We start from the raw sequence: 25,677 nt of genomic DNA on the forward strand, positions 1-25,677 counted from the left end.
TAGCTGCATATGATGGCAAAGCGCATAACCAGATCGAAAATTACCGTACCCTTAACTATTATTGACCTGCATGGCGATGGCTATCACCCATTGTTAGATATTAAGGTATTTAACAAGCCCTTTACGGTAGTTTTAGATACAGGGGCGTCGCGCACTGCATTTGATCATGAAATGTTGCTGCAAGCCAATAACGAAGCCGATATTACCGCCAGCGAAAGGCTATCAACCGGTTTAGGCACCAACAGCATGACCTCGTCTACCGCCCTTATCCAAAACTTATGGATCGGCGATCTTGTAATACCCGAAATAGAAGTAGCTGTACTCGACCTATCTACCATTAATATCGCTTACCGCGAATTAGGCCACCCGGAAGTGCTGGGTGTTTTGGGCAGCGATATATTGATGAAGTACAAAGCCGTAGTTGATTACGGGAAGAAGGTATTACTGCTGAAATAGATCATTAAATTATGTAACAAAAAAGCCCCGCTTTTTGAGCGGGGCTGATATGATATAAGCATCTGCACATTTGCACATCTTACGTGTCTATACGTGCGTATTTGGCGTTTTTCTCTATAAACTCGCGGCGTGGGGCAACCTCATCACCCATCAGCATTGAGAAGGTGTGATCGCACTCTGCAGCATTTTCAATACTTACCTTTTTTAGTGTGCGGTTTGCCGGGTTCATGGTCGTTTCCCATAATTGCTCGGCATTCATCTCTCCTAAACCTTTGTAGCGTTGCACATGTACGCTATCTTCTTTACCGGCGCCTTTTAGGCGTTGTATAGCCACATCGCGCTGTGCATCTGTCCAGCAGTATTCAAACTCTTTACCTTTTTTAACCTGGTACAATGGCGGCGAAGCAATATATACATAACCATATTCAACCAGTTCTTTCATATAACGGAAGAAGAATGTCAATATCAATGTAGTAATGTGCGAACCGTCCACGTCGGCATCCGTCATGATCACAATTTTGTGATAACGCAGCTTGGCTAAGTTTAAAGCTTTGGCATCTTCGGGCGTACCAATACTTACACCAAGGCCGGTAAACATATTCTTTATCTCTTCGTTCTCGTAAATTTTGTGCTCCATGGCTTTCTCCACGTTCAGTATCTTACCACGTAATGGTAATATAGCCTGAAACTCGCGGTTACGGCCCTGTTTGGCGGTACCACCCGCCGAGTCGCCCTCTACCAGGTACAACTCGCATAAGGTTGGGTCGCTATTGGCGCAATCAGATAGTTTACCCGGTAAACCCGAACCACTCATTACGCTTTTGCGCTGTACCATTTCGCGGGCTTTACGGGCTGCAGCGCGGGCTGTAGCGGCCAGTATTACCTTTTGCACTATCATTTTAGCTTCGCGCGGGTTCTCTTCAAGGTAGTTACCTAAAATTTCGCCTACGGCAACGTTAACGGCACCACTAACCTCGCTGTTACCCAATTTTGTTTTGGTTTGTCCTTCAAATTGGGGCTCCTGCACTTTTACAGATATTACGGCGGTTAATCCTTCGCGGAAGTCATCACCGGTAATTTCAACCTTAACATTTTTTAATAATCCTTCTTTATCAGCATAAGCCTTTAAAGTACGTGTTAAACCCATCCTAAAACCGGCTACGTGTGTACCGCCCTCGATGGTGTTAATGTTGTTTACGTACGAGTGTACATTCTCGGTGTAAGTGTCGTTATACTGTAGGGCCAGTTCAACAGGTATACCTTGTTTAACACCTTCCAGGTATATCGGTTCGGGGATGATGGCAACGCGTGTGCCATCAAGGTATTTAACAAATTCTTTTAGTCCGCCTTCAGAGAAAAACTCCTCTGTTGGGTTAGTACCATCATCGTTAGTCTCGCGCTCGTCGGTTAAAGTTAAGCGGATACCTTTATTTAAAAATGCCAATTCGCGTAAGCGGGTTGCCAGTGTTTCAAATTTGTATTCGGTGGTGGTAGTAAATATCTCCGGATCCGGCTGAAATGTTTGGGTAGTACCGGTTTTATCAGATACGCCTATCTCTTTTACTGGGAACAGCGGTTTACCACGCTCATATTCCTGTGTAAATATCTTACCCTCGCGATATACAACAGTTTTTACGTGAACCGATAACGCGTTAACGCAACTTACACCCACGCCGTGCAAACCGCCCGATACTTTGTAAGTGTCTTTATCAAATTTACCGCCGGCATGCAGCACGGTCATTACAATTTGCAATGCCGATACTTTCTCTTTTGTGGTAATACCGGTGGGTATACCGCGGCCGTTGTCAACAACTGTTATGGCGTTGCCTTTGTGTATAGTAACATTAATGGTATCGCAATAACCTGCAAGGGCCTCATCAATGGAGTTATCAACTACTTCATAAACTAAGTGGTGCAGGCCTTTTACGCCGGTATCGCCAATGTACATCGACGGCCTTTTACGTACTGCTTCTAAACCCTCTAAAACCTGTATATTATCTGCTGAGTAATTCGATTTATCCTCTTTTTCTTCGCTCATAATTTATTAAAACAATAACCTTCAAAAATACGATTAATGCTTCACATATCCATTACTTAGCACACTATTGTGGATAAATATGACCCGTAATAAACATCGTGTTAAATGGTTAGGAAACTTGTGCCGAAAGTTTATCTTTGTCAAAATTTTTTTAATTAAAAACACAATGAATAAGAAGGCGTCATTTGCTACAAAATCAATTTTAGCATTATTAATTGCTGCAGGTGTTACTGCATGTACTCAAAATAAAACTGCTGATAAACCTGCTACTGCTACTACTGCAGCTACGCCGGAAAAAGCTGAAATAGTTTATATAAATCAAGACTCGATAGTTGCTAAATATGACTACATAAAAGACATGGACAAGCGCCTTGGCGATAAAGGCAAAGCTGCCCAAAGTGATGTTGTAGGCCGTAAACAGGCTTTTCAGCGTGAAGTTGCCGAATACCAAAAATCTGCTCCCAGCTTAAGCGCCGATCAGCGTGCCGCTACCGAGCAACGCCTGCAAGCCAAAGGCCAGCAATTACAGGGTTATGAGCAAAATGCCGCTGCACAATTGCAAAACGATCAATTAGGTGAGCAAACCAAATTATATGAAAAATTGGTTTCGTTTACTAAAGATTATGCTAAAGAAAAAGGTTATAAATTGGTTTTAACTTTCCAAAAAGGCAATGTTAACCTACTTTACGGCGACCCAAGCCTTGATGTAACTGCCGATGTTTTGAAAAGACTAAACGACGACTACGCAAAAAATAAAAAATAATCGGCGCACTTTTGCGCTACCGATTTTTTAATGAGATATTTAAAACCCCGGCCTATGGTTGGGGTTTTTTAATTTTATCCCCGCGATGGAACATAACCAACACGAAACCTTTATGCAGATGGCTATCGAGCTATCAGAATACAACTTAAAAAACGCCCTTGGCGGTCCGTTTGGTGCTGTAATTGTAAAAGATGGTATGGTAGTAGCACGCAGCGCCAATAAGGTTGTTCCACAAAACGACCCTACTGCCCATGCCGAGATATCGGCCATAAGGCTTGCCTGCCAGGAACTTGGCACTTTTAATTTAGCAGGCTGTGAAATATACACCAGCTGCGAGCCATGCCCCATGTGCCTGGGCGCCATATACTGGGCACATATTGACAAAATTTATTATGCCAACACCAAAGAGGACGCTGCCGCCATTGGCTTTGACGACCATGCTATTTACGAGGAGTTGGAACAACCTATGGAGAAGCGCAAATTACACTTTATGCAACTAATGCGTAACGAGGCACAAGTGGCATTTAAGCAATGGCACCTATCAGAAAACAAAACCGATTATTAGTTGATCAGCGATTTAATCAATTCCTCCAAATCGCTCAAGTAGAGCATATTAGGGCCGTCGCTAAGCGCGTGATCGGGGTCGGGATGAGTTTCTATAAAATAACCGCTTGCCCCAAATGAACGTGCCGCATGGGCCATGTAAGGTACAAATTTGCGGTCGCCGCCTGTTTTACCTCCGGCACCGCCCGGCCGTTGTACCGAGTGTGTACAATCCATACATACCGGGTAGCCAAATTCTTTCATATCATAAATATTTCTGAAATCAACTACCAGGTTATTATAGCCAAACGAGTTACCACGCTCGGTTAAGATGATTTGATCGTTACCGGCTTCTTTTACCTTTTGTGCAGGGTAAAACATATCGTGGCCAGACAGGAACTGTGCTTTTTTAACGTTTACCACTTTGCCGGTTTGCGCGGCGGCAACCAGCAAGTCGGTTTGGCGACATAAAAAGGCGGGGATTTGCAATATATCAACTACTTCGGCAGCTATTTTAGCCTGAAATGGCTCATGGATATCGGTAGTTACCTCTAACCCAAATTTCTCCTTTACATTGTTAAGCATCTCTAAGCCTTTTTCGATACCGGGGCCACGGTAGGCATGTATACTGGTACGATTAGCCTTATCAAAAGATGATTTAAATACAACGGTTACCGGATACTTACTTTTTATTTCGGCAGCCTTTTCGGCTACGGTGTAAAGCAGGCCCTGGTTCTCCATTACACATGGGCCAATAATAAAAAAAGGTTTCTCGATAATATCTTTATATAGTGCCATTGTTTACTATTTTTTTGCGTGCAAGTTCCAGGTCGTCGGCTGTATCTATGCCTTTTTCAAAACCTTGTACTGCAATCATTTTAATTTTATATCCGTTCTCTACCGCCCGTAATTGCTCCAGTTTTTCTGATGCTTCTAAAAACGACACAGGCAGTTTGATAAATTTACTCAAAAAATCGGCCTTGTAAGCGTACACACCCATATGCTTTTTATAAGCCGAAGGATCTTCAACCTCTCTATCCCTCAAAAAAGGTATTGCAAAACGTGAAAAATAGATGGCATGTCCATTCACATCGGTAACAACTTTAACAAGGTTAGGGTTGTTTAGCTCTTCCATATTTTCTAAAGGTGCGCAAACGCTTGCCATTACTTCATTTTTGTTATGGAGGGCCGTTATCAGTGTATCTATTAATCCGGCTTCAAAAAAAGGTTCGTCGCCTTGTACGTTTATTACTATCTCACAATCAATTTGAGCAGCCACCTCGGCAATGCGGTCAGTGCCACTGGGATGGTCGGGGTTGGTCATGATAACATTATTTGTAAATTTCTTACAAACATTAAACACAGCTTCGCTATCAGCAGCTATCCATATCTCATGGTGCAATTTAGATTGCAGGCATGCCTCGTAAACGCGTTGTATAACCGGCTTCCCACCAAGGTCAAGCAACACCTTTTCGGGCAGCCTGGTCGATTTTAAACGGGCGGGTATAATAATTACAGCCTTCATAGCTAAGCCTGGTTAAAAAGCTGATAAACCCCTGTCAATAGATTATCATTATTATGCACCAGCAAAGTAGTTATTTTACGATCCATCATCAGGGCCTCTGCTTCGTATATCAATTCATCCTCTGCAACCATTTTTGGGTTGGTACTCATGATATCGGTAATTGGCAGCTGCTGTATATTAGGATATTTTATTAAGCCACGTCGTAGGTCACCGTCTGTAATAACCCCTTGTACATCTTCGGGGCGGCCCACTATAACCATCCCTAACCTACCTTCAGACATTCGTAAAAGCAATTGTGTAAAGGATGCATCCGCATCAATAAAAGGCAGTGCATCGGTACGCATTAACTCCTTTATTTTTACCAGTAACTTACGCCCCAACCTGCCGCCGGGATGGAAACGGGCAAAATCGCCCGGACTAAAATCTCTGCGTTTCATTAAAGCTACTGCAAGAGCATCGCCCATAACCAGGGTTGCGGTTGTTGATGATGTGGGTGCCAATTCTAACGGACAGGCTTCCTGCTTTACTCCTACATTTAAAATGTGCGCGGCGTTTTTGGCAAGGGTTGAATTTGGGTTGCCTGTTATAGTAATAATGGTGTTATTATTCCACTTAAAATAAGGAACCAGTTTAAGTATCTCCTCAGTTTCACCCGAATAAGATATAAGCAATACCACATCATTTGCACTTACCATACCTAAGTCGCCATGAAAAGCTTCGGATGGGTGCATAAAAAAACTGGGGGTACCTGTGCTGGTAAAGGTAGCTGATATCTTTTTACCTATATGGCCGGATTTACCCATGCCACATACTACCAATTTACCTTCGGCATTTAGTATAGCATCTACAGCCAGGCTAAAATGCTCATCTATCATTCCAGCTACGTGCTGCAACGATGCTATCTCGATATCAAAAACGTTTTGTGCAATACTCTTCATAAGCCGCAATAGCTGCTGATGTTAAAATGTTTGCAATAATACTCAATAAATTTAATGTGGCTTTAAAAATGAGTTAGATGATAAGCATACAAACGGAAAGGGATCGCATTTAATCAAGCAATAGCTCCGGCTTTTTATCATCTTGCTTTGAATCCAAGTTTTCGAAGATGGAGTTTTTACTAATAAATTCCGGAACTATCTCCTTCATTTTATTTACCACAGCCATTTCATCACCTTTTTTGTTTAGCAAAATAAGGTTATTAATATCCTCTGCTACCTGGCGGTATTCGTAAGATATTACCCTCGAAATTTTTATCTTTTCGTGGTGGGTTGGCATGGTGTTCTCACCTTCATTAAGCAATTCTTCATATAATTTTTCGCCCGGGCGCAAGCCTGAGTATACGATCTTAATGTCGCGCTCCGGTTGCAAACCAGCCAGTTTTATCATTTTAAGGGCAAGGTCAATTATCTTAACAGGTTCGCCCATGTCAAAAATAAATATCTCGCCACCACTGCCCATTGTGCCTGCTTCTAACACCAGGTGTACAGCTTCGGGTATGGTCATAAAATAACGGGTGATCTCGGGATGTGTAACCGTAATAGGGCCACCTTTTTGTATTTGGGCCCTAAAGCGCGGTATAACAGAACCATTAGACCCTAAAACGTTGCCAAAGCGTGTGGTAATAAAGCACGTCCCTTTATTTGCAGGGCTATCTTTAAGCGACTGTATATACAACTCGGCAATACGCTTGGTTGTACCCATTATGTTTGACGGATTTACCGCTTTATCGGTTGATATCATTACAAACTTTCTGACCCTAAAGGCAACAGACAGGTCGGCTATGTTTTTTGTACCTAATACATTTGCCCTAACTGCTTCCGATGGGTTTTCTTCCATCATTGGCACGTGCTTGTAAGCTGCCGCATGATACACTACTTCGGGCTGATAGCTGGAGAAAAGCCTGTTCATACGATCATAATCCCTTATATCGCCAATAAATATCCTAACAGGCACGTGCGAGAACTTCTCTTCAACTTCTAAGCGGATGTCATGTAAAGGCGATTCGGCCTGGTCGCACATGATCAGCATAGCCGGGTTATATTGCAAAACCTGTTGCACAATCTCGGAACCAATAGAACCTGCTGCACCAGTTATTAACACCCTTTTACCTTGCAGGTCTTCTGAAATACGGGTGGTATCTATCTGGATAGTTTTACGCTGTAGCAGGTCTTCAATCTTCAGATCCTTTATTTGCTGCAGGTTAAGTTTACCATATATCCATTGGTCAGACGGTGGTACGGTAAGTACCTGAATGTCCAATGCTAAACATTTTTCGAGTGCTATTTTTTTGGCCTGCTCGTCAAGGTGGTGGTTCATGATAATCATTTTATCCACCTTACGTTTCTCTTTTATTTTGGCAAGTTTGTTTATATCATAAACCCTCACCTGCTGAATTTCTTTGTTTATTTTACTGCTATCTGCATCAACAAACCCAGCTATAACGAAATTAGTTTTTGAACTTGATTCTAAAGCTTGTTTTACCAACACTGCGCTGGTATCTGAACCGTAAATAAGCACAACCGTTTTTTTAGAGTTGGAGTAGTTGGTAATATAATTAAAAGCACCTTTAATAGCGCTTCTGAGTAATATTAATAGAGTACTTGATACCGAAAAATTAACCAATAGTACCAGATCAATAGTGGCCGAATTTATTTTAAGTATTGGTTTAACCCATAAGGTAACTAATACTAAATAAACTATTGTGCTTATAAATACTGATGAAAATATGCGAAGTACATCACGCGTATTTGAATACCTTATTAAACCGGTATGTATACGCATCAAGTACATTACTACCCCGGCAATAATACAATATATGCCTGTGTAAATAAAAAAGTACCCTCTTAAAATGTTATTGAAATCGAAACGCTGAACAATTAGATATGAAGAAGCAAATGACCATGTAACAATAACAAAGTCCAATAGCATTATTATCCATCTGGGTACAACTTTGTTAAAAAGTAGAAATTTCTTCATGTCAAACAGTTAACATATACTATAGTACAAATATAAAAATAATATAAATATACGTATGCAACAACTAAATATAGTGAATAGTTTTAGTGATATAGCCTAATTTATTATTAAACTCTAAAATACAACTGTAAATTATTCCATTTTTAAGCGCCTGATAAACACTTAAAACATTATTAAAATGCGTTTAAACGTGTTTAACATCCCTAAACAAAGTTATTTACAAATGGATTATAAAAATTTTGTTACAGTATGTCAGACTGCTTTAGCAACGCGGGGTTTAATAAGAATATAAATAATTGCAAGTGGGAAAAGAACAAGCACAAATAAAAGGTATGGCGAGAAGGCAGGATTAAATAAAATAAGTACAATTACTATAAGCTGTACCAAAGCATATCCTGCAGATACGAGTAAATGGGGAACCCTTTGCTCGTTAGCCAATAACTGATAAAAGTGGAGGCGATGTGCTTTTAGAATGTTTTGTTTTAAAATAATCCTATGCACTATGGTTAAAACCGAATCAACACCATAAACGGCAAGGAAAAGAATATATACCCAGTTATTAGTAAGCAATATTAATTTCAACAGCAAGGTTAGTATCCAAAAAGCGATAGAAACACTACCCACATCACCCGCAAAGCATTTGGCCTTTTTACGAAAGTTAAAATACAAGAATACAATTGTGCCTATAATAGGTAACCAAATAAGATGGGGGTTAATGAATGTGGTTTGTTTAATGTTTATCCATTGCAAGCCGCCTAACACTACCAGGCTATATGCACCAGTAATACCATTAATGCCATCCATAAAGTTGTAAACGTTTATACTGCCAATTGCCAGCATATATAGCAAAACACATCCATAAACAGGCAAAGTATTAAACGCATTCAAAAACAACAGCATAAACGTTACCGCAGCTATATGGAAAGGGATACGCACCGTACTCGACAGTGTATGCATATCATCTAAAAAACTAATAGTGCCTATTAAGAGTATCCCCGCTGCTGCCCAATAAAACTCATTAAAATGTAGTACCACCGCTATTACAGCCGCGAACATGTACACCACACCACCACCGCGGATTGTTATAACGGAGTGCGAACTGCGCTCGTTAGGATGATCTATAATGTTGTAATGGTCGGCTATGCGGAAATAAGCCAACAGCAATACAAATAACAGTACAGTTACAACAGCGTATATCATATAGTTTCTGAGAGTTTAATCAATACTGGAGATGGGGTCCAGTCAAGTAATTTCCGCGCTTTGCTATCGTCAAACGTTAAGGTTGATGTTATCTTTTTTAACTTATCGCTATTTAACGGAAAGTGCCCCAAAACATCACCAACATAACCTAACAATTTAGCAATAAACATAGGTATACGCGTAGGCTTCTTCTTTTGTAAGGCCTGTGCAATTACGGCTTCAAGTTCGGCAAAGTTGGGGTTATGCCCATCGGTTACATTAAAAACCCCTCCTGTTTGGGCAAGCACAGGCATTATTGCAGCTATATCTGCTGCCCAAACTACACTTTTACGCGCATTGGCCGAACCTATGCTTAAATATCTTCCTGATTTAATTCCTTTGATCATGGCACCAAGGTTACCGGGTGGATTTGGCCCTGCTACCAATGGTAAACGTAAAATACCTAATAATATATCGTTTTGCTTAGCCCAGGCGGTAAGCCACTCCTCTGCCTCTATCTTGCTTTTAGCATAAGGTGTGTTTCCGTTTAGCGGGTGCGTTTCGCTAATATTTTTTCCGGCATCAACACCGTAAACAGCAACCGTGCTTATAAATATTAAAGCCCTGGGTTTAACTATTAATTGCTCTATAGCATGGCAAAGGTTTTTGGTGCCCTGCAGGTTAACGTCAAAAAAAACCTTTTCTTCGGCAGTAGTACGGGGTACATAGTGTGCTTTACCGGCATTATGTATCACTACATCAACCTGTAACCCGTTGTCAATATCAATAGGTTGCGTAATATCGGCTTTTATACCTGTGGCGTTTCTATCAAGGGTAATAACAGTAGCTGCGTTTGAGGTTAAATATTCATTTATTACACCACCCAGAAAACCGCTTGCCCCTGTTAACAGGTAATCATATTTTGCCATGAACATTAGTATCTTCTCATTTATAGGCCACCATCAATTAAGCTGCGATCTAATACGCCCTTTACATCATAAATAACCTTATTGTCATTACAAAGCGCCACAAGATCAAGTTCCATAAATTGGCTATGCGCTACTGCCAATATAATGGCATCAAAATTTGCAGCTGTACCCAACTCTTTAACAGATTCCCATCCGTATTCATGCTTCACTTCGGCCGGCTCGGCCCAGGGGTCGTAAATGGTTAAATTGGCTTCGTAATCTTTTAATACGTTAAGTACATCTACAACCTTTGTATTGCGCACATCAGGGCAATTCTCTTTAAATGTTACCCCTAAAACTAATATATTGGCATTTTTAACACGTATCTCCTTCTTAACCATCAACTTCACTACTTCGTGGGCTATGTATTCGCCCATGCCATCATTTAGCCGGCGGCCGGCAAGTATAATTTCTGGGTGATAGCCTATCTCTTGAGCCTTTTGGGCCAGGTAATAAGGGTCTATACCTATACAATGCCCTCCTGCCAATCCCGGCTTAAATGGCAAAAAGTTCCATTTGGTGCCGGCTGCTGCTAATACTGCACCAGTATCTATATTAAGCTTATTGAATATTTTGGCCAGTTCGTTAACGAAGGCTATATTAATATCGCGCTGCGAGTTCTCAATTACCTTTGCTGCTTCAGCTACTTTTATCGATGGTGCCAAATGTGTACCGGCCGTTACAACTGATCGGTAAAGCTCATCTACACGCCTAGCGATATCGGGTGTCGAGCCGGATGTTATCTTTAATATATTTTCAACCGTACGCAGTTTGTCGCCGGGGTTTATACGCTCGGGCGAGTAGCCTGCAAAAAAATCCCGGTTAAACTTTAAGCCCGATACTTTTTCTATAACTGGTATACATTCTTCTTCAGTAGCGCCAGGGTATACTGTCGATTCATATATCACTATATCTCCCGTCTTAATTACCTTGCCAATGGTTTCGCTGGCTTTATATAACGGTTCAAGATCAGGGCGGTTATTTTTATCAACCGGGGTAGGTACTGTAACAATATAAATATTGCTGTCTTTAATATCCTGTATATCGGTAGTACAAAACAAACCATTTTGGTTTGAAGGCTGCTTTACCAAAACGGCCTTTAATACATCTTCGTCAACCTCCAGTGTGTTATCTAAGCCTTTATTTAAATCGGCTATGCGGCTTTGCTTAACATCAAACCCAACAACCGGGTATTTAGTTGCAAAAAGCCTGGCCAATGGCAGCCCTACGTATCCTAAACCTATAATAGCTATTTTCAATTCTGCTTTGCCTGGCATATTCAAGTATTTGCTTACCTATAATCCGCCTTATTATCAATATGATAAAGGCATTGTTTTTAGCTATAGTAAGCTAACGTTAAGCGGGCTAAATTAGCCTTTTTTGTAAAATAAAATGAACAGTTATGTATCAAGGGCTTATAACTGTAAAATCACCGTAATGTTTAATCGTTAAAAAAATTATCTTTCAGGTCATCTATCTCGCGCCTGTCAGCCTTGGTTGGGCGGCCTGTTCCACGGTCGCGCTTTAGCAAAGGTGCATGAAACATCGATTTAAATGCCTGCGTTTGCTCAACCGGGGTTATATCCTCATAAAAGTTTACAGCTGTTTTGGCATCAACACGGTTCTCTAACAATCCGGTTACTTTTATCACCCGCTTTTCTATCCCTTTTGATACCTGGTAAACCTCGCCCAACTTTACCTCGCGCGAGGCTTTGATATTGCTGCCATCCAGTTTTACCCGGCCGGCTTTGCATGCATCAGATGCCAACGTACGTGTTTTAAATACACGTATCGCCCATAAATATTTATCTATCCTTAGTTTTTCCTTTTCGGCCATGTGTGTATTTCTGTCATTACAATTCAAACAAATCTCCTTAAAATTCCTTTAATTTGACAAAATTTATATTACTGATGCAAGATCTAAAAAAAATGATAGAGGATGCCTGGGATAACCGCACCCTTCTGAGCGAAAACGACTACATTAACGCCATAAATACTGTTATAGACCGATTAGATAAAGGCGAGATGCGTGTGGCCGAGCTAATAGGCACCCGTTGGCATACAAACGACTGGATAAAAAAAGCTGTTATCCTATACTTCCCTACCCGTACAATGGAAGAAATTAAGGTTGGGCCTTTTGTGTTTCACGATAAAATGAAACTGAAAACCAACTATAAAGAGCTTGGCGTACGCGTAGTACCACATGCTATTGCCCGTTACGGTGCATTTTTAGCCAAAGGTGTTATCATGATGCCATCGTACGTAAACATTGGTGCATATGTAGACGAAGGCACTATGGTTGATACCTGGGCAACAGTAGGCTCGTGCGCGCAAATTGGCAAGCATGTACATTTAAGCGGCGGTGTAGGCATTGGCGGTGTTTTAGAACCCGTACAAGCTGCGCCTGTGATCATAGAAGACAATTGTTTTTTAGGTTCGAGGGCTATTGTGGTTGAGGGCGTTCACTTAGAAAGTGAAGTTGTTTTAGGTGCAAATGTGGTTTTAACCGCATCGACCAAAATTATTGATGTTACAGGCTCTACCCCGGTTGAATATAAAGGCCATGTACCTGCACGTTCAGTAGTCATCCCCGGTTCTTACACCAAAAAATTCCCTGCCGGCGATTTTCAGGTTCCATGCGCGCTTATCATAGGCAAACGTAAGGAGTCGACCGACAAAAAGACATCTTTAAATGATGCGCTGAGAGAAAACAACGTGGCTGTTTAACCCATGAAGATAGGATATGATGCTAAACGGGCATTTTTAAACAACACAGGGCTGGGTAATTACAGCCGTTGGTTAATTAAATTGCTTGCATCGTCATATCCTCAAAATAATTTTTACTTATATACTCCAAAGATCAGGCCCGGCAAATGGCCTGATCTTTTGCGTTCTATACCAAACATAAAAACGGTTTTCCCAAAAATCGCCTTGCTTACTTCGTGGTGGCGCACCAATGGTATAGTAAACAATATTAAACGCGATGGCATCAACATCTATCACGGTTTAAGCCATGAACTACCTTTAGATATCAAATCATCAGGTGCTAAAACGGTTGTTACCGTGCACGATGTGATTTTTATGCGTTACCCGCAGTATTTTGGCGTAATAAGCCGCGCCATTTATAAATTTAAGCTAACCAATGCCTGCAAAACCGCCGATAAGATCATCGCCATCAGTACTAAAACCAGGCAAGACCTGATTGAACTGCTTAATGTTGATGCTGATAAGATACAAGTAATATACCAGGGCTGCGATGCGGCTTTTAAACAGCAATATTCTGAAGGGATAAAATCATCAGTTAGCGTAAAATATAATCTGCCGGCCGGGTATTTGTTAAGCGTTGGCACTGTTGAGGAGCGTAAAAATCTGGCATTGCTCGTAAAAGCCTTGCCCCTATTAAGCACGTCTATTAAGTTAGTGGTTGTTGGCCGCCAAACCGCCTATTATAAGCGGATAAATCAACTAATTAACCAATTGGATCTGCAGCAAAGGGTTGTTTTTTTAACTGATGTACCCTTTACCGACCTGCCCGTTATTTATCAATTAGCATCCGTATTTGTTTATCCATCGCGATATGAGGGCTTTGGAATCCCTATCCTCGAAGCTTTAAATTCGGGCGTACCTGTAGTTGCTTCAACGGGTTCGTGCCTGGAAGAAGCCGGCGGGCCCGATAGCTCATACAACTCGCCCGATGACCATAAAGCACTCGCTGCAAACATTAACCGCATACTTGCTGATGATGCATTAAAAGCAAACATGATTAGCAAAGGTTTAAAATTTGCGCTTAACTTTGCCGACGATAAACTGGCAGCACGATACATGCATTTATACACAACACTACACAATGCTTAAAGACGAAGTAAACAAAGCATTAAAAGTTATACAGGACGGTGGTATTATTTTATACCCTACTGATACCATTTGGGGTATTGGGTGCGATGCTACCAATACCGAGGCAATTAATAAAATATATGCACTTAAACAGCGCGATGAAAGCAAAAGCATGATCGTGCTGATAGATAACGACAATAAACTGGCCAGCTATATTACCGAAGTACCCGATATTGCTTACGACCTGATAGAATATGCCGAAAACCCGCTTACCCTAATTATGCCCTGGGCTCGCAACCTATCGCCGGCTATAATTGCCGAAGATGGCAGTGTGGGTATTAGGGTAAGTAATCACCCGTTTTGCCAACAGTTAATACAACGTTTGCGCAAGCCCCTGGTATCTACATCGGCCAATATAAGTGGTAGGCCATCGCCCGAATATTTTTCAAAAATAGATCAGGACATTATCGATGGTGTTGATTATGTGGTTGATATTGACCAATATAGTACTGAATCAAAAAAACCGTCGACCATTATGCGACTTGACCCAAATGGCGGTTTTGAATTTATTCGCCGTTAATTTTTTATAATCGCTAAATTTGCGCTGTACACAAACGCCTGTTCGCAGTCTTTTTTATGAAACAACACCTGCAACATCCGGTATTTTCTGTTATAGCTAAACTTGCTGCCGAACAAAATGTACATGTTTATGCAATTGGCGGTTACGTACGCGATATTTTTTTGAACAGGCCATCAAAAGACATCGATATTGTAGTGCTGGGTAACGGTATCAGCTTTGCCGAAGCCGTTGCCGCTAAGCTAAACGTTAAGGTATCGGTATTTAAAAACTTTGGCACTGCCATGTTGCGCTACCAGGATGTTGAGGTAGAATTTGTTGGTGCACGTAAAGAATCATACCGCTCGGAGTCGCGCAAACCAATTGTAGAAAACGGGACACTGGAAGACGACCAGAAACGCCGCGATTTTACTATAAACGCATTGGCTATAGCTTTACATGCCGATCAATTTGGTGAGTTGATAGACCCTTTTAACGGCATTACCGACCTTGAGAAAAAACTAATACGGACACCATTAAATCCTACAGAAACCTTTAGCGACGACCCGTTACGCATGATGCGGGCTATTCGTTTTGCATCGCAGCTTGATTTTAAGATAGATGATGAAGCTATTGAGGCTATAAAGAGTAATTTACAGCGCATAAAGATCGTATCGCAGGAGCGTATTACTGATGAGCTGAATAAGATCATCCTGTCGCCTAAACCATCAATCGGTTTCAATTATTTGTTTGATACAGGCCTGCTGCACATTATTTTCCCGCAAATGGTTGCCCTGTATGGTGTAGAGATCATAAACGGTAAAGGGCATAAAGATAACTTTTACCATACTTTACAGGTATTAGATAATATTTGCGAAACTACTGACGACCTTTGGTTGCGTTGGGCCGCTATTTTGCACGATATAGCTAAACCGCCTACCAAACGCTTTGAACCCAGCCACGGCTGGACATTTCATGGCCACGAGGATAAAGGTGCGCGCATGGTACCTAAAATATTTGCACAGCTAAAATTACCGCTGAACGAGAAAATGAAATTTGTACAAAAGCTGGTACAACTGCATTTAAGGCCTATCGTTCTGTCGCAATCCATCGTAACCGATTCGGCAGTTAGGCGCTTGTTGTTTGAGGCGGGGGATGATATAGAGGCGTTAATGCTGCTTTGTAAAGCAGATGTAACCACCAAAAATGACTATAAGGTTAAAAAATACAGGCAAAACTTTGAATTGGTGCTGCAAAAGCTAAAAGATGTTGAAGAACGCGACAACATACGCAACTGGCAGCCACCTGTAAGCGGGCTGGATATAATGCAGCTTTTTGGCATCGGCGAAGGGCGTGAAGTGGGCATTATTAAAAGCAAGATACGCGAAGCGATACTGGAAGGTGAGATACCAAACGAGCGCGAAGCCGCAATTAACTATACAATTGAAAAAGGCACAGAAATTGGCTTGAAAGTTGTTGCAAACTCCAATTAAAATAAACATTACTATTTTTGACAAAAACTACTAAAAATGGCACTATACAGGTTCAGGGTTACTTTTGAAGATTACGATGACGTTTCACGGGATATTGATGTAAAATCAAATCAAACTTTTGAAGATCTTCATAAGGCTATACACCAAAGCACTGGTTATAACCCCGAATATCCTTCATCATTTTATATAAGCAACGATCAATGGATGAAAGGTGAGGAAATAACCTACCTTCCCAATCAAAAGCGTATTGACCGGAAAATACCATTGATGGATAAAATTAAGCTAAGCAGCTATATAGACGACCCGCATCAAAAGTTTTACTACACTTTTAACTTCGACAGGCCTTTTGATTTCCACGTTGAGTTAATGAAGATTATACTTGACGAAGCACCGGGCACTACTTATCCGGCTGTTGTACGCTCGGTTGGCGAGGCACCTAAGCAGTTTGGCAATGTATTTAACCCCGCAATTGCCGAAACTGCCGATGAAGAAGCAGGAGGCGATTTCGACTTTTTAAACGAAATAGGCTATAATCCGGAGGATGCTGAAGACTTTTCGGAAGTAACCGATACAGGCGATGAGGTTGAAGAAAAGAAGGTTGACGACGAGGAAGAAGAAGATGAGTTTGGCTTTGGCGATGACGGAGAATTTGAGGATGAAGATAAACCCGGCCGCGACGACTATTAGTATTCTATAACATATTTCCTATTTTAGTCCATGGACCGTAGGCTATGGACCATGGACTAAAACTATGAGCACTCCTCTTCATACCAAAACCCTAATTGTAATTGCCGGCCCCACAGCCTCTGGTAAAACCGCGGCTGCCATTGCTCTTGCACAACACTTTGATACAGTGGTGGTTTCGGCCGATTCCAGGCAATTTTTCAGGGAGATGTCTATTGGTACAGCTAAGCCTACCGGGGCCGAATTAGCTGCTGCACCTCATTATTTTATCAATTCTCACTCTATTACCGAGCCTTTTTCGGTAGGTGATTTTGAGCGGGAGTGCCTTGTGTTGTTAGATAAGCTGTTTACAGACAAGGATATAGTAGTATTAGCCGGAGGCTCAGGACTGTACATAAAGGCGATAACCGAGGGCTTTGACGATCTACCCGTAGCTGACGCAAGCATAAGAGACACGCTAAATAACGAGTTAGCCCAAAACGGTATTATCCCCCTACAGGAGCGACTAAAAGCCATAGACCCTACATACTATAGCCAGGTAGATATAAACAACCCACAGCGCGTAATTAGGGCCTTAGAGGTATATGTGGGTACGGGTAAGCCTATATCGTTTTACAGGAAGGCTACCCTGAATAAAAGGCCGTTCAATATCATCAAAATAGGCCTGGATATGCCGCGCGAACAGCTTTACAGCCGTATTAACCAACGGGTAGACCATATGGTAGCCGAGGGCTTGGTTGACGAAGTAAAAGGCCTGATACCCCACCGCAAATTAAATGCCTTAAATACTGTTGGTTACAGCGAAATTTTTGATTATTTTGATGGAAAGACCGACTTGGATAATGCCATTGCAGCCATTAAACAAAACACCCGGCGCTTTGCCAAAAGGCAGCTTACCTGGTTCCGGAAGGATAAGGATATGGTGTGGTTTGATGCCGGCGACCCGCAGCTGATAACAAAAATACTTACCTTGGTAAATAGCTTGCAGGCTTTGCAACCTTAGCTATAAAATACTCCACTTTTTTGTTGCTTACAGCGGAAATTTTTCCATTTTTTTCGCTACCCTACTCCAGTTAATATAAAGAAAAAATCCTGATAAAACAAGTTATCAGGAATATATTTTGCATTTGCCCGAAAAGTAGAAAATGGAAAATTTAAAAATGAAATATTTTCCGGGGCGCGTTAATTCTCTAACACCGACTGGATGTAAACGCCGTAACCGCTTTTGATATACTTTTGAGCCAGCGCCATCAACTGATCGGCGTTGATGAAACCCATGCGGTAGGCAACCTCTTCTATACAACCTATTTTTTTGGCCTGGCGTTTTTCTATCACCCTTACAAACTCGGTAGCATCACTAAGCGAATCGAAGGTGCCGGTATCAAGCCATGCGGTGCCGCGGTCCATCACACCAACGTTAAGGTTTCCTTGTTGCAGGTATACCTTGTTTACGTCGGTTATCTCGTACTCGCCACGCGGGGATGGCTTAAGGTCTTTAGCTATTTGTATTACGGTATTATCATAAAAGTATAATCCCGGCACGGCAAACTTCGATTTTGGCTCTGCAGGCTTCTCTTCTATAGATAATGCTTTAAAATCCTTATCAAACTCTACTACGCCGTAGCGCTCGGGGTCGGCAACGGGGTAGGCAAATATGGCGGCACCATCTACATCATTAAAGCTTTGCAGCAGCTTGCTAAAGCCCGCGCCGTAAAATATGTTATCGCCTAATATAAGGGCGGCTTTGTCATTTCCTATAAACTTCTCGCCAATTACAAAGGCTTGTGCAAGGCCGTTCGGTTTTTCTTGTATGGCGTATTCAAACACACAGCCCAGCTCTTTACCATCGCCTAAAAGGCGTTTAAAGCTATCGTTATCTTCGGGGGTGGTTATTATTAATATTTCCCTGATACCGGCCAGCATTAATACCGATAGCGGGTAATAGATCATCGGCTTATCGTAAATAGGCATTAACTGCTTACTTATTGCTTTTGTTATTGGATATAGCCTTGTACCCGAGCCGCCTGCTAATATAATGCCTTTCATTGATGTGCTTTTTTAACTTAATCTTTCAATACAAACCTCTAAACTCGATTTCCAGTAAGGGATATCCATGTTAAAGGTCTCTTTTATCTTTGATTTATCCATTACCGAATATTTTGGCCTGGTTGCGCGGGTTGGGTATTCGGTTGTTGGTATGGGTATTACCTTTACGTTGGTGCCCGCAAGGTCAAATATGGTGCGGGCAAATTCGTACCAGGTAGCTATACCCTCGTTGCTGTAGTGGTATATGCCGTATTCTTCGCTGCCACTGATGATGATATCTAAAATACAATTTGCCAGGTCGATAGCATAGGTAGGTGTGCCGGTTTGGTCGGCAATTACTTTAAGCTCGTCTCTATCGGCACCCAGCTTAAGCATGGTTTTAACAAAGTTATTGGCAAATTCAGAGTATAACCACCCTGTGCGGATGATAAAGTAGTTATCCAGGTATTCAGGGATTACCTTTTCGCCGTCTAGTTTGGTTTGTCCGTAAACGCTTATAGGCTCGACTACATCCTCTTCTGTAAGCGGGACAGATCCATCACCCTTAAATACAAAATCTGTTGATACATGCACTAAAACAGTGTTAAACTGCGCGCATAGCTTTGCCAGGTTCTCTACCCCTGTCTTATTTATTTTGTAAGCGGTTTCGGCATCGTCTTCGGCTTTATCTACAGCAGTGTAGGCAGCGCAGTTGATGCAGTACGAGGGGTCGTATTTTTCGAAGAGCTGGGTAAGTGCCGGTACATCCAGTATGTTGGCTTCCTGCTCATCCGGGAATATCAAAAACTCAATATCCCTATCATTAGCAACCGTTTTTAAACATTGGCCCAATTGGCCCGAGGCACCAAAAACAATCGCTTTACTCATATTATTTGTAGCTGAATTAATTATGCTGCAATATACAAAAACTTAAAATTATATATGCTTATCTAAAAAGTCGGCGTAAGCCAGGCGAATACCGTCTTCCAATTCGGTAGTGTATCGCCATCCCTTTGCGGCCAGTTTTGATACATCCATCAACTTGCGTGGGGTACCATCGGGTTTGCTGCTATCAAAGTTTAACTCGCCCTTGTAACCAATTATATCCTTTATCATCAGGGCAAGGTCCTTAATGGAAATATCTTTACCGCTGCCTATGTTGATGAAGCCCGCCTCATCAAAATTCTGCATAAGGTAGTAACAAGCTTCGGCCAAATCATCAGCAAATAAAAACTCGCGCAGCGGCGATCCGCTGCCCCAAATAGTTACCGATGGTGTGCCTTGCACTTTAGCTTCGTGAAAACGGCGTATCAATGCCGGCAATACATGCGAGTTTTGCGGATGGTAATTATCGTTATAACCATAAAGGTTGGTTGGCATTACCGAAATAAAATTGCAGCCGTACTGCGCGCGGTAGGCATCGCACATTTTTATACCGGCAATTTTGGCAATGGCATAAGGCTCGTTAGTCGGCTCTAACAGGCCGGTAAGCAAGGCATCCTCGTGCAAAGGCTGCGGTGCCAATTTTGGATAAATACAGCTGGAACCCAAAAACATCAGCTTTTTTACACCGTTAACATACGATTGATGGATAACGTTATTTTGTATTTGCAGGTTATCATACAAAAACTCGGCGCGATAAGTGTTATTGGCCACAATGCCCCCAACTTTGGCAGCCGCTAAAAACACATAATCGGGCTTGGTTTGCGCAAAAAACGCGGTTACAGCCTGTTGATCGCGCAGATCAAGCTCTGACGAGTTACGGGTTACAAAGTTTGTAAAACCCTCTTTTTCCAGCTTGCGTTTAATGGCCGAACCTACCATGCCGCGATGGCCGGCAATATATATTTTGGCGTCTTTTTCCATTTAGTTTGTTTATTAGTTCACTGGCTCATTTGTTCATTGGTCCTATTCGGTCGCCGTTCACTAACTAATGAACCAATAACATACTAAGCCTGTCCCATAGTTCCGCCAAAATTCATTGGGAAACCGGTTGGGTCGTTTTGAATTTTAACACGCCCGTTTGCTTCTTCAAACTTTTCGATGTTGTCTTGCAGGGCAACTAACAGGCGTTTGGCGTGCTCGGGTGTTAGTACTATCCTTGATTTTACCTTAGCTTTTGGTACGCCCGGCATCACACGTATAAAATCAAGCACAAACTCCGAGCTTGAGTGTGTTATAATAGCAAGATTAGCGTAAATACCTTCTGCAACTTCTTCAGAAAGCTCAATATTCAACTGGGTTTCGTTTTGTTCTTCCATGGTACTAAAATAGCAAAGCCTGTTATTTTCATAACAGGCTTTGCAAAAGTATTTAAAAAAATCTGATTAAGCTTCCACTTCTTCAGTTTTAGAAGCCATCAGGCGGTCAAACTCTTCCTGAGAACCTACGCGGATATTTTCGTATTCGCGTAAACCTGTTCCTGACGGAATTAAGTGACCAACAATAACGTTCTCTTTCAAACCAAGCATCAGGTCTTTTTTACCTGCTATGGCTGCTTCGTTCAGTACTTTTGTAGTTTCCTGGAACGATGCCGCTGAAATGAATGATTTTGTACCTAATGATGCCCTGGTAATACCTTGTAACATTGGGCTTGATGTGGCTGCAATTGCATCCCTTACCTCAACCAATTTTAAATCTTTACGTTTTAAAATCGAGTTTTCGTCCCTCAGTTTCCTTAAAGATACGATCTGGCCTGATTTTAAGTTGGTAGAATCACCAGGTTCGGTAACTACCTTCTTATCAAACATTTCATCGTTCTCTGTCATAAAGTCCCAACTATCCACAGCTTCCCTTTCCAGGAAGCGGGTATCGCCGGCATCTTCAATGGCAACTTTTTGCATCATTTGGTGCACTATAACTTCAAAGTGCTTATCGTTAATTTTTACACCCTGTAAGCGGTAAACTTCCTGTATACCATTTACAAGATACTCTTGTACGGCAGCAGGGCCTTTAATTGCAAGGATATCTGCCGGCGAGATAGAACCATCTGACAATGGCATACCTGCTTTAACAAAGTCGTTATCCTGTACAAGGATGTGTTTAGATAATGGCACCAGGTACTTTTTCACCTGGCCGTCTTTACTTTCGATAGTGATTTCGCGGTTACCACGTTTAACACCACCTAAAGTTACAACACCATCAATTTCGGTTACTACCGCAGGGTTAGATGGGTTACGTGCCTCAAATAACTCGGTTACACGTGGTAAACCACCTGTAATATCGCGCGTTTTACCGGTTGAACGAGGTATTTTAGCAATAACCTGCCCTGTTTGTAGTTTCTCACCTTCTTCAACAGCAATGTGAGCGCCTACCGGGATGTTATAACCTTTTATAACGTTACCTTTATTATCAACTATTTGTATAACAGGGTTTTTAGTTTTATCCCTGGTATCAATAATTACCTTTTCGCGGTGGCCGGTTTGCTCATCGCTTTCCTCGCGGAAGGTGATACCTTCTAATACAGCCTCAAACTGGGTTGAACCTGCAAATTCAGATATGATAACCGCATTGTACGGATCCCATGAACATATACGGTCGCCTTTAGCGATTTTAGCACCATCCTTTACATACAGGTATGAACCGTATGGGATGTTGTTGGTAACAATAACCTTGTTAGTACCCGGCTCAATAATGCGGAACTCGCCTGAACGGCCCAACACTACATCAACAGTTTCTTCTTCGGTTTTATATTCAACTGTACGTACGTTCTCAAATTCAATAACACCTTCAAACCTCGCGTTAATTTGCGACTCCGCCGCGATGTTTGACGCGGTACCACCCACGTGGAATGTACGTAGTGTTAACTGTGTACCCGGCTCGCCGATTGACTGTGCAGCAATTACACCTACAGCCTCGCCCATTTGCACGCGTTTACCGCTTGCAAGGTTACGGCCATAGCATAAAGCACACACACCGCGTTTGCTTTCGCATGTTAATACCGAACGTATCTCGATACCTTCTAACGGAGAGTTCTCTACTTTTTTAGCTATCTCTTCGGTAATATCTTCGCCTGCAGTAATTAACAATTCGTTGGTGATAGGGTCATGTACATCATGTAATGTAGTACGGCCCAAAATACGATCGTATAACGGCTCAACAATATCCTCGTTATCTTTTAACGCAGTTGTGTAAATACCCCTTAAGGTACCGCAATCAACCTCACCAACAATCATATCCTGTGCAACATCATGCAACCTACGTGTTAAATAACCGGCATCTGCAGTTTTTAACGCTGTATCCGCCAAACCTTTACGCGCACCGTGGGTAGATATGAAGTACTCTAATACCGACAAACCTTCTTTAAAGTTTGAAAGGATAGGGTTTTCGATGATCTCGCCGCCCGAACCTGATTTTTGAGGCTTAGCCATCAAACCACGCATACCTGCAAGCTGACGGATTTGCTCTTTAGAACCACGTGCACCCGAATCAAGCATCATGTAAACAGAGTTAAAGCCCTGGTTATCGTTGCTCAGGATGTTCATTACATTCGCGGTTAAGCGGTTGTTGATACGTGTCCAGATATCGATGATCTGGTTGTAACGCTCGTTATTAGTAATGAAACCCATGTTATAGTTATTCATCACGTCTTCCACTTCTTTTGAAGCCTGGGCGATCAGCGTAACTTTTTCTTCAGGTATGTTAATGTCTTTCAGGTTAAATGATAAACCACCCTGGAACGCCATCTTAAATCCTAATTCCTTAATATCATCAAGGAATTGGGCAGCGCGTGCCATACCGGTCATTTTCACTATCTCGCCAATAATATCACGCAGTGATTTTTTGGTTAACAGCTCATTTATATAACCAACCTCTTCGGGTACATGCTGGTTAAACAACACGCGGCCTACAGTGGTCTCAATTATTTTTGATACGATCTGGCCATCGCGTTCTTTAATTTTGCCTTTAACTTTTATAAACGCGTGCAGGTCAATTTTACGCTCATTGTAAGCTATAATTACCTCTTCGGCAGAATAAAAAGTTAAACCTTGCCCTTTAACAACACGTGTTTCATCAGTTTTACGGCCTTTGGTTATGTAGTACAAACCAAGCACCATGTCTTGTGATGGTACTGTAATAGGCGTACCGTTAGCAGGGTTAAGGATGTTGTGCGATGCCAGCATTAATACCTGGGCTTCCAAAATTGCTGCGTTACCAAGTGGTACGTGCACAGCCATCTGGTCACCGTCAAAATCCGCGTTAAAGGCGGTACAGGTTAATGGGTGTAATTGTATAGCCTTACCTTCAACCAGTTTTGGTTGGAAAGCCTGTATACCTAACCTGTGCAGCGTAGGCGCACGGTTTAATAATACAGGGTGGCCTTTTAATACGTTTTCTAAAATATCCCAAACTAATGGGTCTTTACGGTCAACTATCTTTTTGGCAGATTTTACCGTTTTAACCACACCACGCTCAATCATCTTGCGAATGATAAATGGTTTAAACAGCTCGGCAGCCATATCTTTTGGTAAACCGCACTCGTGTAATTTAAGGTTTGGCCCTACAACAATTACCGAACGTGCCGAGTAATCTACACGTTTACCTAATAAGTTTTGACGGAAACGGCCTTGTTTACCTTTCAGGATGTCTGAAAGTGATTTTAATGCACGGTTACCTTCGGTTTTAACCGCGTTAACTTTACGTGAGTTATCAAATAACGAGTCTACAGCTTCCTGTAACATACGTTTTTCGTTACGTAAAATTACCTCTGGCGCTTTTATCTCTATCAATCGTTTTAAACGGTTGTTACGGATAATTACACGGCGGTATAAATCGTTTAGATCGGAAGTAGCGAAACGGCCACCTTCCAATGGTACTAAGGGGCGCAATTCAGGAGGTATAACCGGAACGATCTTAACGATCATCCATGATGGGTTATTCTCGATCCTTGTAGCCGCACCACGGAAAGCTTCAACAACTTGTAAGCGTTTTAGCGCTTCGTTTTTACGTTGCTGCGAAGTTTCGTTAGCTGCCTGATGGCGCAGGTTGTATGAAAGCTCATCAAGATCAATACGTCTTAATAATTCTTCCAGTGCCTCGGCACCCATTTTAGCCACAAATTTTTGTGGGTCTTTATCATCCAGGTATTGGTTTTCTTTTGGTAAAGTATCCAATATATCCAGGTATTCTTCTTCTGTCAGGAAATCCATTTTGGATATACCGTCAGCTTCTTTAATACCAGGCTGAATAACTACATATCTTTCGTAATAAATGATCAGGTCGAGCCTTTTTGTAGGTAAACCCAACAGGTAACCAATTTTGTTTGGTAACGAGCGGAAGTACCAGATATGCGCAACAGGAACCACCAGGTTGATGTGTCCCATACGCTCGCGGCGTACCTTCTTTTCGGTTACTTCAACACCGCAACGGTCGCAAACAATACCTTTGTAACGTATACGTTTGTATTTACCGCAATGGCACTCATAATCCTTAACCGGGCCAAAAATACGCTCGCAAAACAAACCATCACGCTCAGGTTTGTAGGTACGGTAGTTAATGGTCTCAGGTTTTAAAACCTCACCGCTTGAACGCTCAAGTATAGATTCGGGAGAAGCTAAACTGATGGTAATTGTGGTGAAATTACTCTTGATTTTATTATCCTTTTTGTAAGACATAGTCTCCTTTGTTTTTAATTATT

Annotated in this window: 23 protein-coding genes; 9 read left to right on the plus strand and 14 right to left on the minus strand. The window is 41.8% G+C overall.

Translation table 11 applies throughout. The features are described 5' to 3' along the window. Positions 1-12 precede the first annotated feature (12 nt). Complete coding sequence (locus FFF34_016675; GenBank protein ID TSD63519.1) at positions 13-456, plus strand: clan AA aspartic protease; 444 nt, start codon at positions 13-15, stop codon at positions 454-456. Between the two features lie 79 nt (positions 457-535). Here the strand turns inward: FFF34_016675 and gyrB are convergent, their stop codons facing one another. Next, positions 536-2,494 carry a DNA topoisomerase (ATP-hydrolyzing) subunit B gene (gyrB, locus tag FFF34_016680; GenBank protein TSD63240.1) on the minus strand — a complete coding sequence of 653 codons (1,959 nt, stop codon included), beginning with the start codon at positions 2,492-2,494 and terminating at the stop codon, positions 536-538. 166 nt (positions 2,495-2,660) lie between these two features. On the opposite strand from gyrB, the gene FFF34_016685 reads away from it, so the two are divergent. Next, a complete protein-coding gene (locus FFF34_016685; protein TSD63241.1) occupies positions 2,661-3,257 on the plus strand; it encodes an OmpH family outer membrane protein in 597 nt (198 codons plus the stop codon). 85 nt (positions 3,258-3,342) lie between these two features. Further along, entirely contained in the window at positions 3,343-3,822 is a 480-nt protein-coding gene (locus FFF34_016690) for a nucleoside deaminase (GenBank protein TSD63242.1), read from the plus strand. On the opposite strand, the gene FFF34_016695 is transcribed toward FFF34_016690, so the two are convergent. The 8 genes from FFF34_016695 to FFF34_016730 form a co-directional block, all read right to left on the minus strand. Next, positions 3,819-4,598, minus strand: coding sequence for a 3-deoxy-8-phosphooctulonate synthase (locus FFF34_016695; GenBank protein TSD63243.1), 780 nt, complete (start codon positions 4,596-4,598; stop codon positions 3,819-3,821). The genes FFF34_016690 and FFF34_016695 overlap by 4 nt on opposite strands. Then, entirely contained in the window at positions 4,585-5,325 is a 741-nt protein-coding gene (gene kdsB / locus FFF34_016700) for a 3-deoxy-manno-octulosonate cytidylyltransferase (GenBank protein ID TSD63244.1), read from the minus strand. Before kdsB ends, FFF34_016695 begins: the two co-directional genes overlap by 14 nt. 2 nt (positions 5,326-5,327) lie before the next feature. Beyond that, a complete protein-coding gene (locus FFF34_016705) occupies positions 5,328-6,263 on the minus strand; it encodes a KpsF/GutQ family sugar-phosphate isomerase (GenBank protein ID TSD63245.1) in 936 nt (311 codons plus the stop codon). Positions 6,264-6,372: 109 nt separating this feature from the next. After that, entirely contained in the window at positions 6,373-8,301 is a 1,929-nt protein-coding gene (locus tag FFF34_016710) for a polysaccharide biosynthesis protein (protein ID TSD63246.1), read from the minus strand. A 252-nt stretch (positions 8,302-8,553) separates the two neighbouring features. Then, the gene (locus FFF34_016715) at positions 8,554-9,501 is read right to left on the minus strand and encodes a glycosyltransferase family 4 protein (GenBank protein TSD63247.1); all 948 of its coding nucleotides are present in this window, start codon (positions 9,499-9,501) and stop codon (positions 8,554-8,556) included. Next, the gene (locus tag FFF34_016720) at positions 9,498-10,415 is read right to left on the minus strand and encodes an NAD-dependent epimerase/dehydratase family protein (protein TSD63248.1); all 918 of its coding nucleotides are present in this window, start codon (positions 10,413-10,415) and stop codon (positions 9,498-9,500) included. Before FFF34_016720 ends, FFF34_016715 begins: the two co-directional genes overlap by 4 nt. A 14-nt stretch (positions 10,416-10,429) precedes the next feature. Then, complete coding sequence (locus FFF34_016725; GenBank protein ID TSD63249.1) at positions 10,430-11,725, minus strand: nucleotide sugar dehydrogenase; 1,296 nt, start codon at positions 11,723-11,725, stop codon at positions 10,430-10,432. Positions 11,726-11,889: 164 nt separating this feature from the next. Further along, positions 11,890-12,285 (minus strand): RNA-binding S4 domain-containing protein, encoded by a 396-nt coding sequence (locus FFF34_016730; GenBank protein ID TSD63250.1) that lies wholly within the window; start codon positions 12,283-12,285, stop codon positions 11,890-11,892. A 74-nt stretch (positions 12,286-12,359) separates the two neighbouring features. On the opposite strand from FFF34_016730, the gene FFF34_016735 reads away from it, so the two are divergent. The 6 genes from FFF34_016735 (at position 12,360) to miaA (ending at position 18,018) form a co-directional block, all read left to right on the plus strand. Then, entirely contained in the window at positions 12,360-13,175 is an 816-nt protein-coding gene (locus tag FFF34_016735; protein TSD63251.1) for a 2,3,4,5-tetrahydropyridine-2,6-dicarboxylate N-succinyltransferase, read from the plus strand. Positions 13,176-13,178: 3 nt separating this feature from the next. Further along, positions 13,179-14,303 carry a glycosyltransferase family 4 protein gene (locus FFF34_016740; protein TSD63252.1) on the plus strand — a complete coding sequence of 375 codons (1,125 nt, stop codon included), beginning with the start codon at positions 13,179-13,181 and terminating at the stop codon, positions 14,301-14,303. Continuing rightward, entirely contained in the window at positions 14,296-14,862 is a 567-nt protein-coding gene (locus FFF34_016745) for a threonylcarbamoyl-AMP synthase (protein ID TSD63253.1), read from the plus strand. Before FFF34_016740 ends, FFF34_016745 begins: the two co-directional genes overlap by 8 nt. Before the next feature lie 56 nt (positions 14,863-14,918). Continuing rightward, a complete protein-coding gene (locus tag FFF34_016750) occupies positions 14,919-16,331 on the plus strand; it encodes an HD domain-containing protein (GenBank protein TSD63254.1) in 1,413 nt (470 codons plus the stop codon). 36 nt (positions 16,332-16,367) lie between these two features. Beyond that, positions 16,368-17,018: a plasmid pRiA4b ORF-3 family protein gene (locus tag FFF34_016755; protein TSD63255.1), complete on the plus strand. Its 651-nt coding sequence runs from the start codon at positions 16,368-16,370 to the stop codon at positions 17,016-17,018. Positions 17,019-17,082: 64 nt separating this feature from the next. Further along, on the plus strand, positions 17,083-18,018 hold the full coding sequence (gene miaA, locus FFF34_016760; GenBank protein ID TSD63256.1) for a tRNA (adenosine(37)-N6)-dimethylallyltransferase MiaA: 936 nt from the start codon (positions 17,083-17,085) through the stop codon (positions 18,016-18,018). A gap of 179 nt (positions 18,019-18,197) precedes the next feature. Here miaA and rfbA read toward each other — a convergent pair whose 3' ends face one another. From rfbA to rpoC, 5 genes are all read right to left on the minus strand, one after another. Next, positions 18,198-19,061 carry a glucose-1-phosphate thymidylyltransferase RfbA gene (gene rfbA / locus FFF34_016765; protein TSD63257.1) on the minus strand — a complete coding sequence of 288 codons (864 nt, stop codon included), beginning with the start codon at positions 19,059-19,061 and terminating at the stop codon, positions 18,198-18,200. A 12-nt stretch (positions 19,062-19,073) separates the two neighbouring features. Then, a complete protein-coding gene (gene rfbD / locus FFF34_016770; protein ID TSD63258.1) occupies positions 19,074-19,928 on the minus strand; it encodes a dTDP-4-dehydrorhamnose reductase in 855 nt (284 codons plus the stop codon). A gap of 48 nt (positions 19,929-19,976) precedes the next feature. Further along, positions 19,977-20,906, minus strand: a complete 930-nt coding sequence (locus tag FFF34_016775) for a GDP-L-fucose synthase (GenBank protein TSD63259.1) — start codon at positions 20,904-20,906, stop codon at positions 19,977-19,979. Positions 20,907-20,989: 83 nt separating this feature from the next. Beyond that, positions 20,990-21,301 (minus strand): DUF3467 domain-containing protein, encoded by a 312-nt coding sequence (locus tag FFF34_016780; protein ID TSD63260.1) that lies wholly within the window; start codon positions 21,299-21,301, stop codon positions 20,990-20,992. A 66-nt stretch (positions 21,302-21,367) separates the two neighbouring features. Beyond that, entirely contained in the window at positions 21,368-25,654 is a 4,287-nt protein-coding gene (gene rpoC / locus FFF34_016785) for a DNA-directed RNA polymerase subunit beta' (GenBank protein ID TSD63261.1), read from the minus strand. Positions 25,655-25,677 lie beyond the last annotated feature (23 nt).

This window comes from Inquilinus sp. KBS0705 (genome assembly GCA_005938025.2).
Lineage (GTDB): Bacteria > Bacteroidota > Bacteroidia > Sphingobacteriales > Sphingobacteriaceae > Mucilaginibacter.

What these genes read in the sequence shown, in the direction of transcription:
- FFF34_016775 (TSD63259.1), bottom strand. Translation starts at nt 20,906, where the DNA reads ATGGAAAAAGACGCCAAAATATATATTGCCGGCCATCGCGGCATGGTA.
- FFF34_016725 (TSD63249.1), bottom strand. Translation starts at nt 11,725, where the DNA reads ATGCCAGGCAAAGCAGAATTGAAAATAGCTATTATAGGTTTAGGATAC.
- FFF34_016740 (TSD63252.1), top strand. Translation starts at nt 13,179, where the DNA reads ATGAAGATAGGATATGATGCTAAACGGGCATTTTTAAACAACACAGGG.
- rpoC (TSD63261.1), bottom strand. Translation starts at nt 25,654, where the DNA reads ATGTCTTACAAAAAGGATAATAAAATCAAGAGTAATTTCACCACAATT.
- FFF34_016715 (TSD63247.1), bottom strand. Translation starts at nt 9,501, where the DNA reads ATGATATACGCTGTTGTAACTGTACTGTTATTTGTATTGCTGTTGGCT.
- FFF34_016690 (TSD63242.1), top strand. Translation starts at nt 3,343, where the DNA reads ATGGAACATAACCAACACGAAACCTTTATGCAGATGGCTATCGAGCTA.
- FFF34_016730 (TSD63250.1), bottom strand. Translation starts at nt 12,285, where the DNA reads ATGGCCGAAAAGGAAAAACTAAGGATAGATAAATATTTATGGGCGATA.
- FFF34_016755 (TSD63255.1), top strand. Translation starts at nt 16,368, where the DNA reads ATGGCACTATACAGGTTCAGGGTTACTTTTGAAGATTACGATGACGTT.
- FFF34_016710 (TSD63246.1), bottom strand. Translation starts at nt 8,301, where the DNA reads ATGAAGAAATTTCTACTTTTTAACAAAGTTGTACCCAGATGGATAATA.
- kdsB (TSD63244.1), bottom strand. Translation starts at nt 5,325, where the DNA reads ATGAAGGCTGTAATTATTATACCCGCCCGTTTAAAATCGACCAGGCTG.
- FFF34_016745 (TSD63253.1), top strand. Translation starts at nt 14,296, where the DNA reads ATGCTTAAAGACGAAGTAAACAAAGCATTAAAAGTTATACAGGACGGT.
- rfbA (TSD63257.1), bottom strand. Translation starts at nt 19,061, where the DNA reads ATGAAAGGCATTATATTAGCAGGCGGCTCGGGTACAAGGCTATATCCA.
- FFF34_016675 (TSD63519.1), top strand. Translation starts at nt 13, where the DNA reads ATGGCAAAGCGCATAACCAGATCGAAAATTACCGTACCCTTAACTATT.
- FFF34_016780 (TSD63260.1), bottom strand. Translation starts at nt 21,301, where the DNA reads ATGGAAGAACAAAACGAAACCCAGTTGAATATTGAGCTTTCTGAAGAA.
- miaA (TSD63256.1), top strand. Translation starts at nt 17,083, where the DNA reads ATGAGCACTCCTCTTCATACCAAAACCCTAATTGTAATTGCCGGCCCC.
- FFF34_016695 (TSD63243.1), bottom strand. Translation starts at nt 4,598, where the DNA reads ATGGCACTATATAAAGATATTATCGAGAAACCTTTTTTTATTATTGGC.
- FFF34_016750 (TSD63254.1), top strand. Translation starts at nt 14,919, where the DNA reads ATGAAACAACACCTGCAACATCCGGTATTTTCTGTTATAGCTAAACTT.
- FFF34_016735 (TSD63251.1), top strand. Translation starts at nt 12,360, where the DNA reads ATGCAAGATCTAAAAAAAATGATAGAGGATGCCTGGGATAACCGCACC.
- rfbD (TSD63258.1), bottom strand. Translation starts at nt 19,928, where the DNA reads ATGAGTAAAGCGATTGTTTTTGGTGCCTCGGGCCAATTGGGCCAATGT.
- FFF34_016685 (TSD63241.1), top strand. Translation starts at nt 2,661, where the DNA reads ATGAATAAGAAGGCGTCATTTGCTACAAAATCAATTTTAGCATTATTA.
- FFF34_016705 (TSD63245.1), bottom strand. Translation starts at nt 6,263, where the DNA reads ATGAAGAGTATTGCACAAAACGTTTTTGATATCGAGATAGCATCGTTG.
- gyrB (TSD63240.1), bottom strand. Translation starts at nt 2,494, where the DNA reads ATGAGCGAAGAAAAAGAGGATAAATCGAATTACTCAGCAGATAATATA.
- FFF34_016720 (TSD63248.1), bottom strand. Translation starts at nt 10,415, where the DNA reads ATGTTCATGGCAAAATATGATTACCTGTTAACAGGGGCAAGCGGTTTT.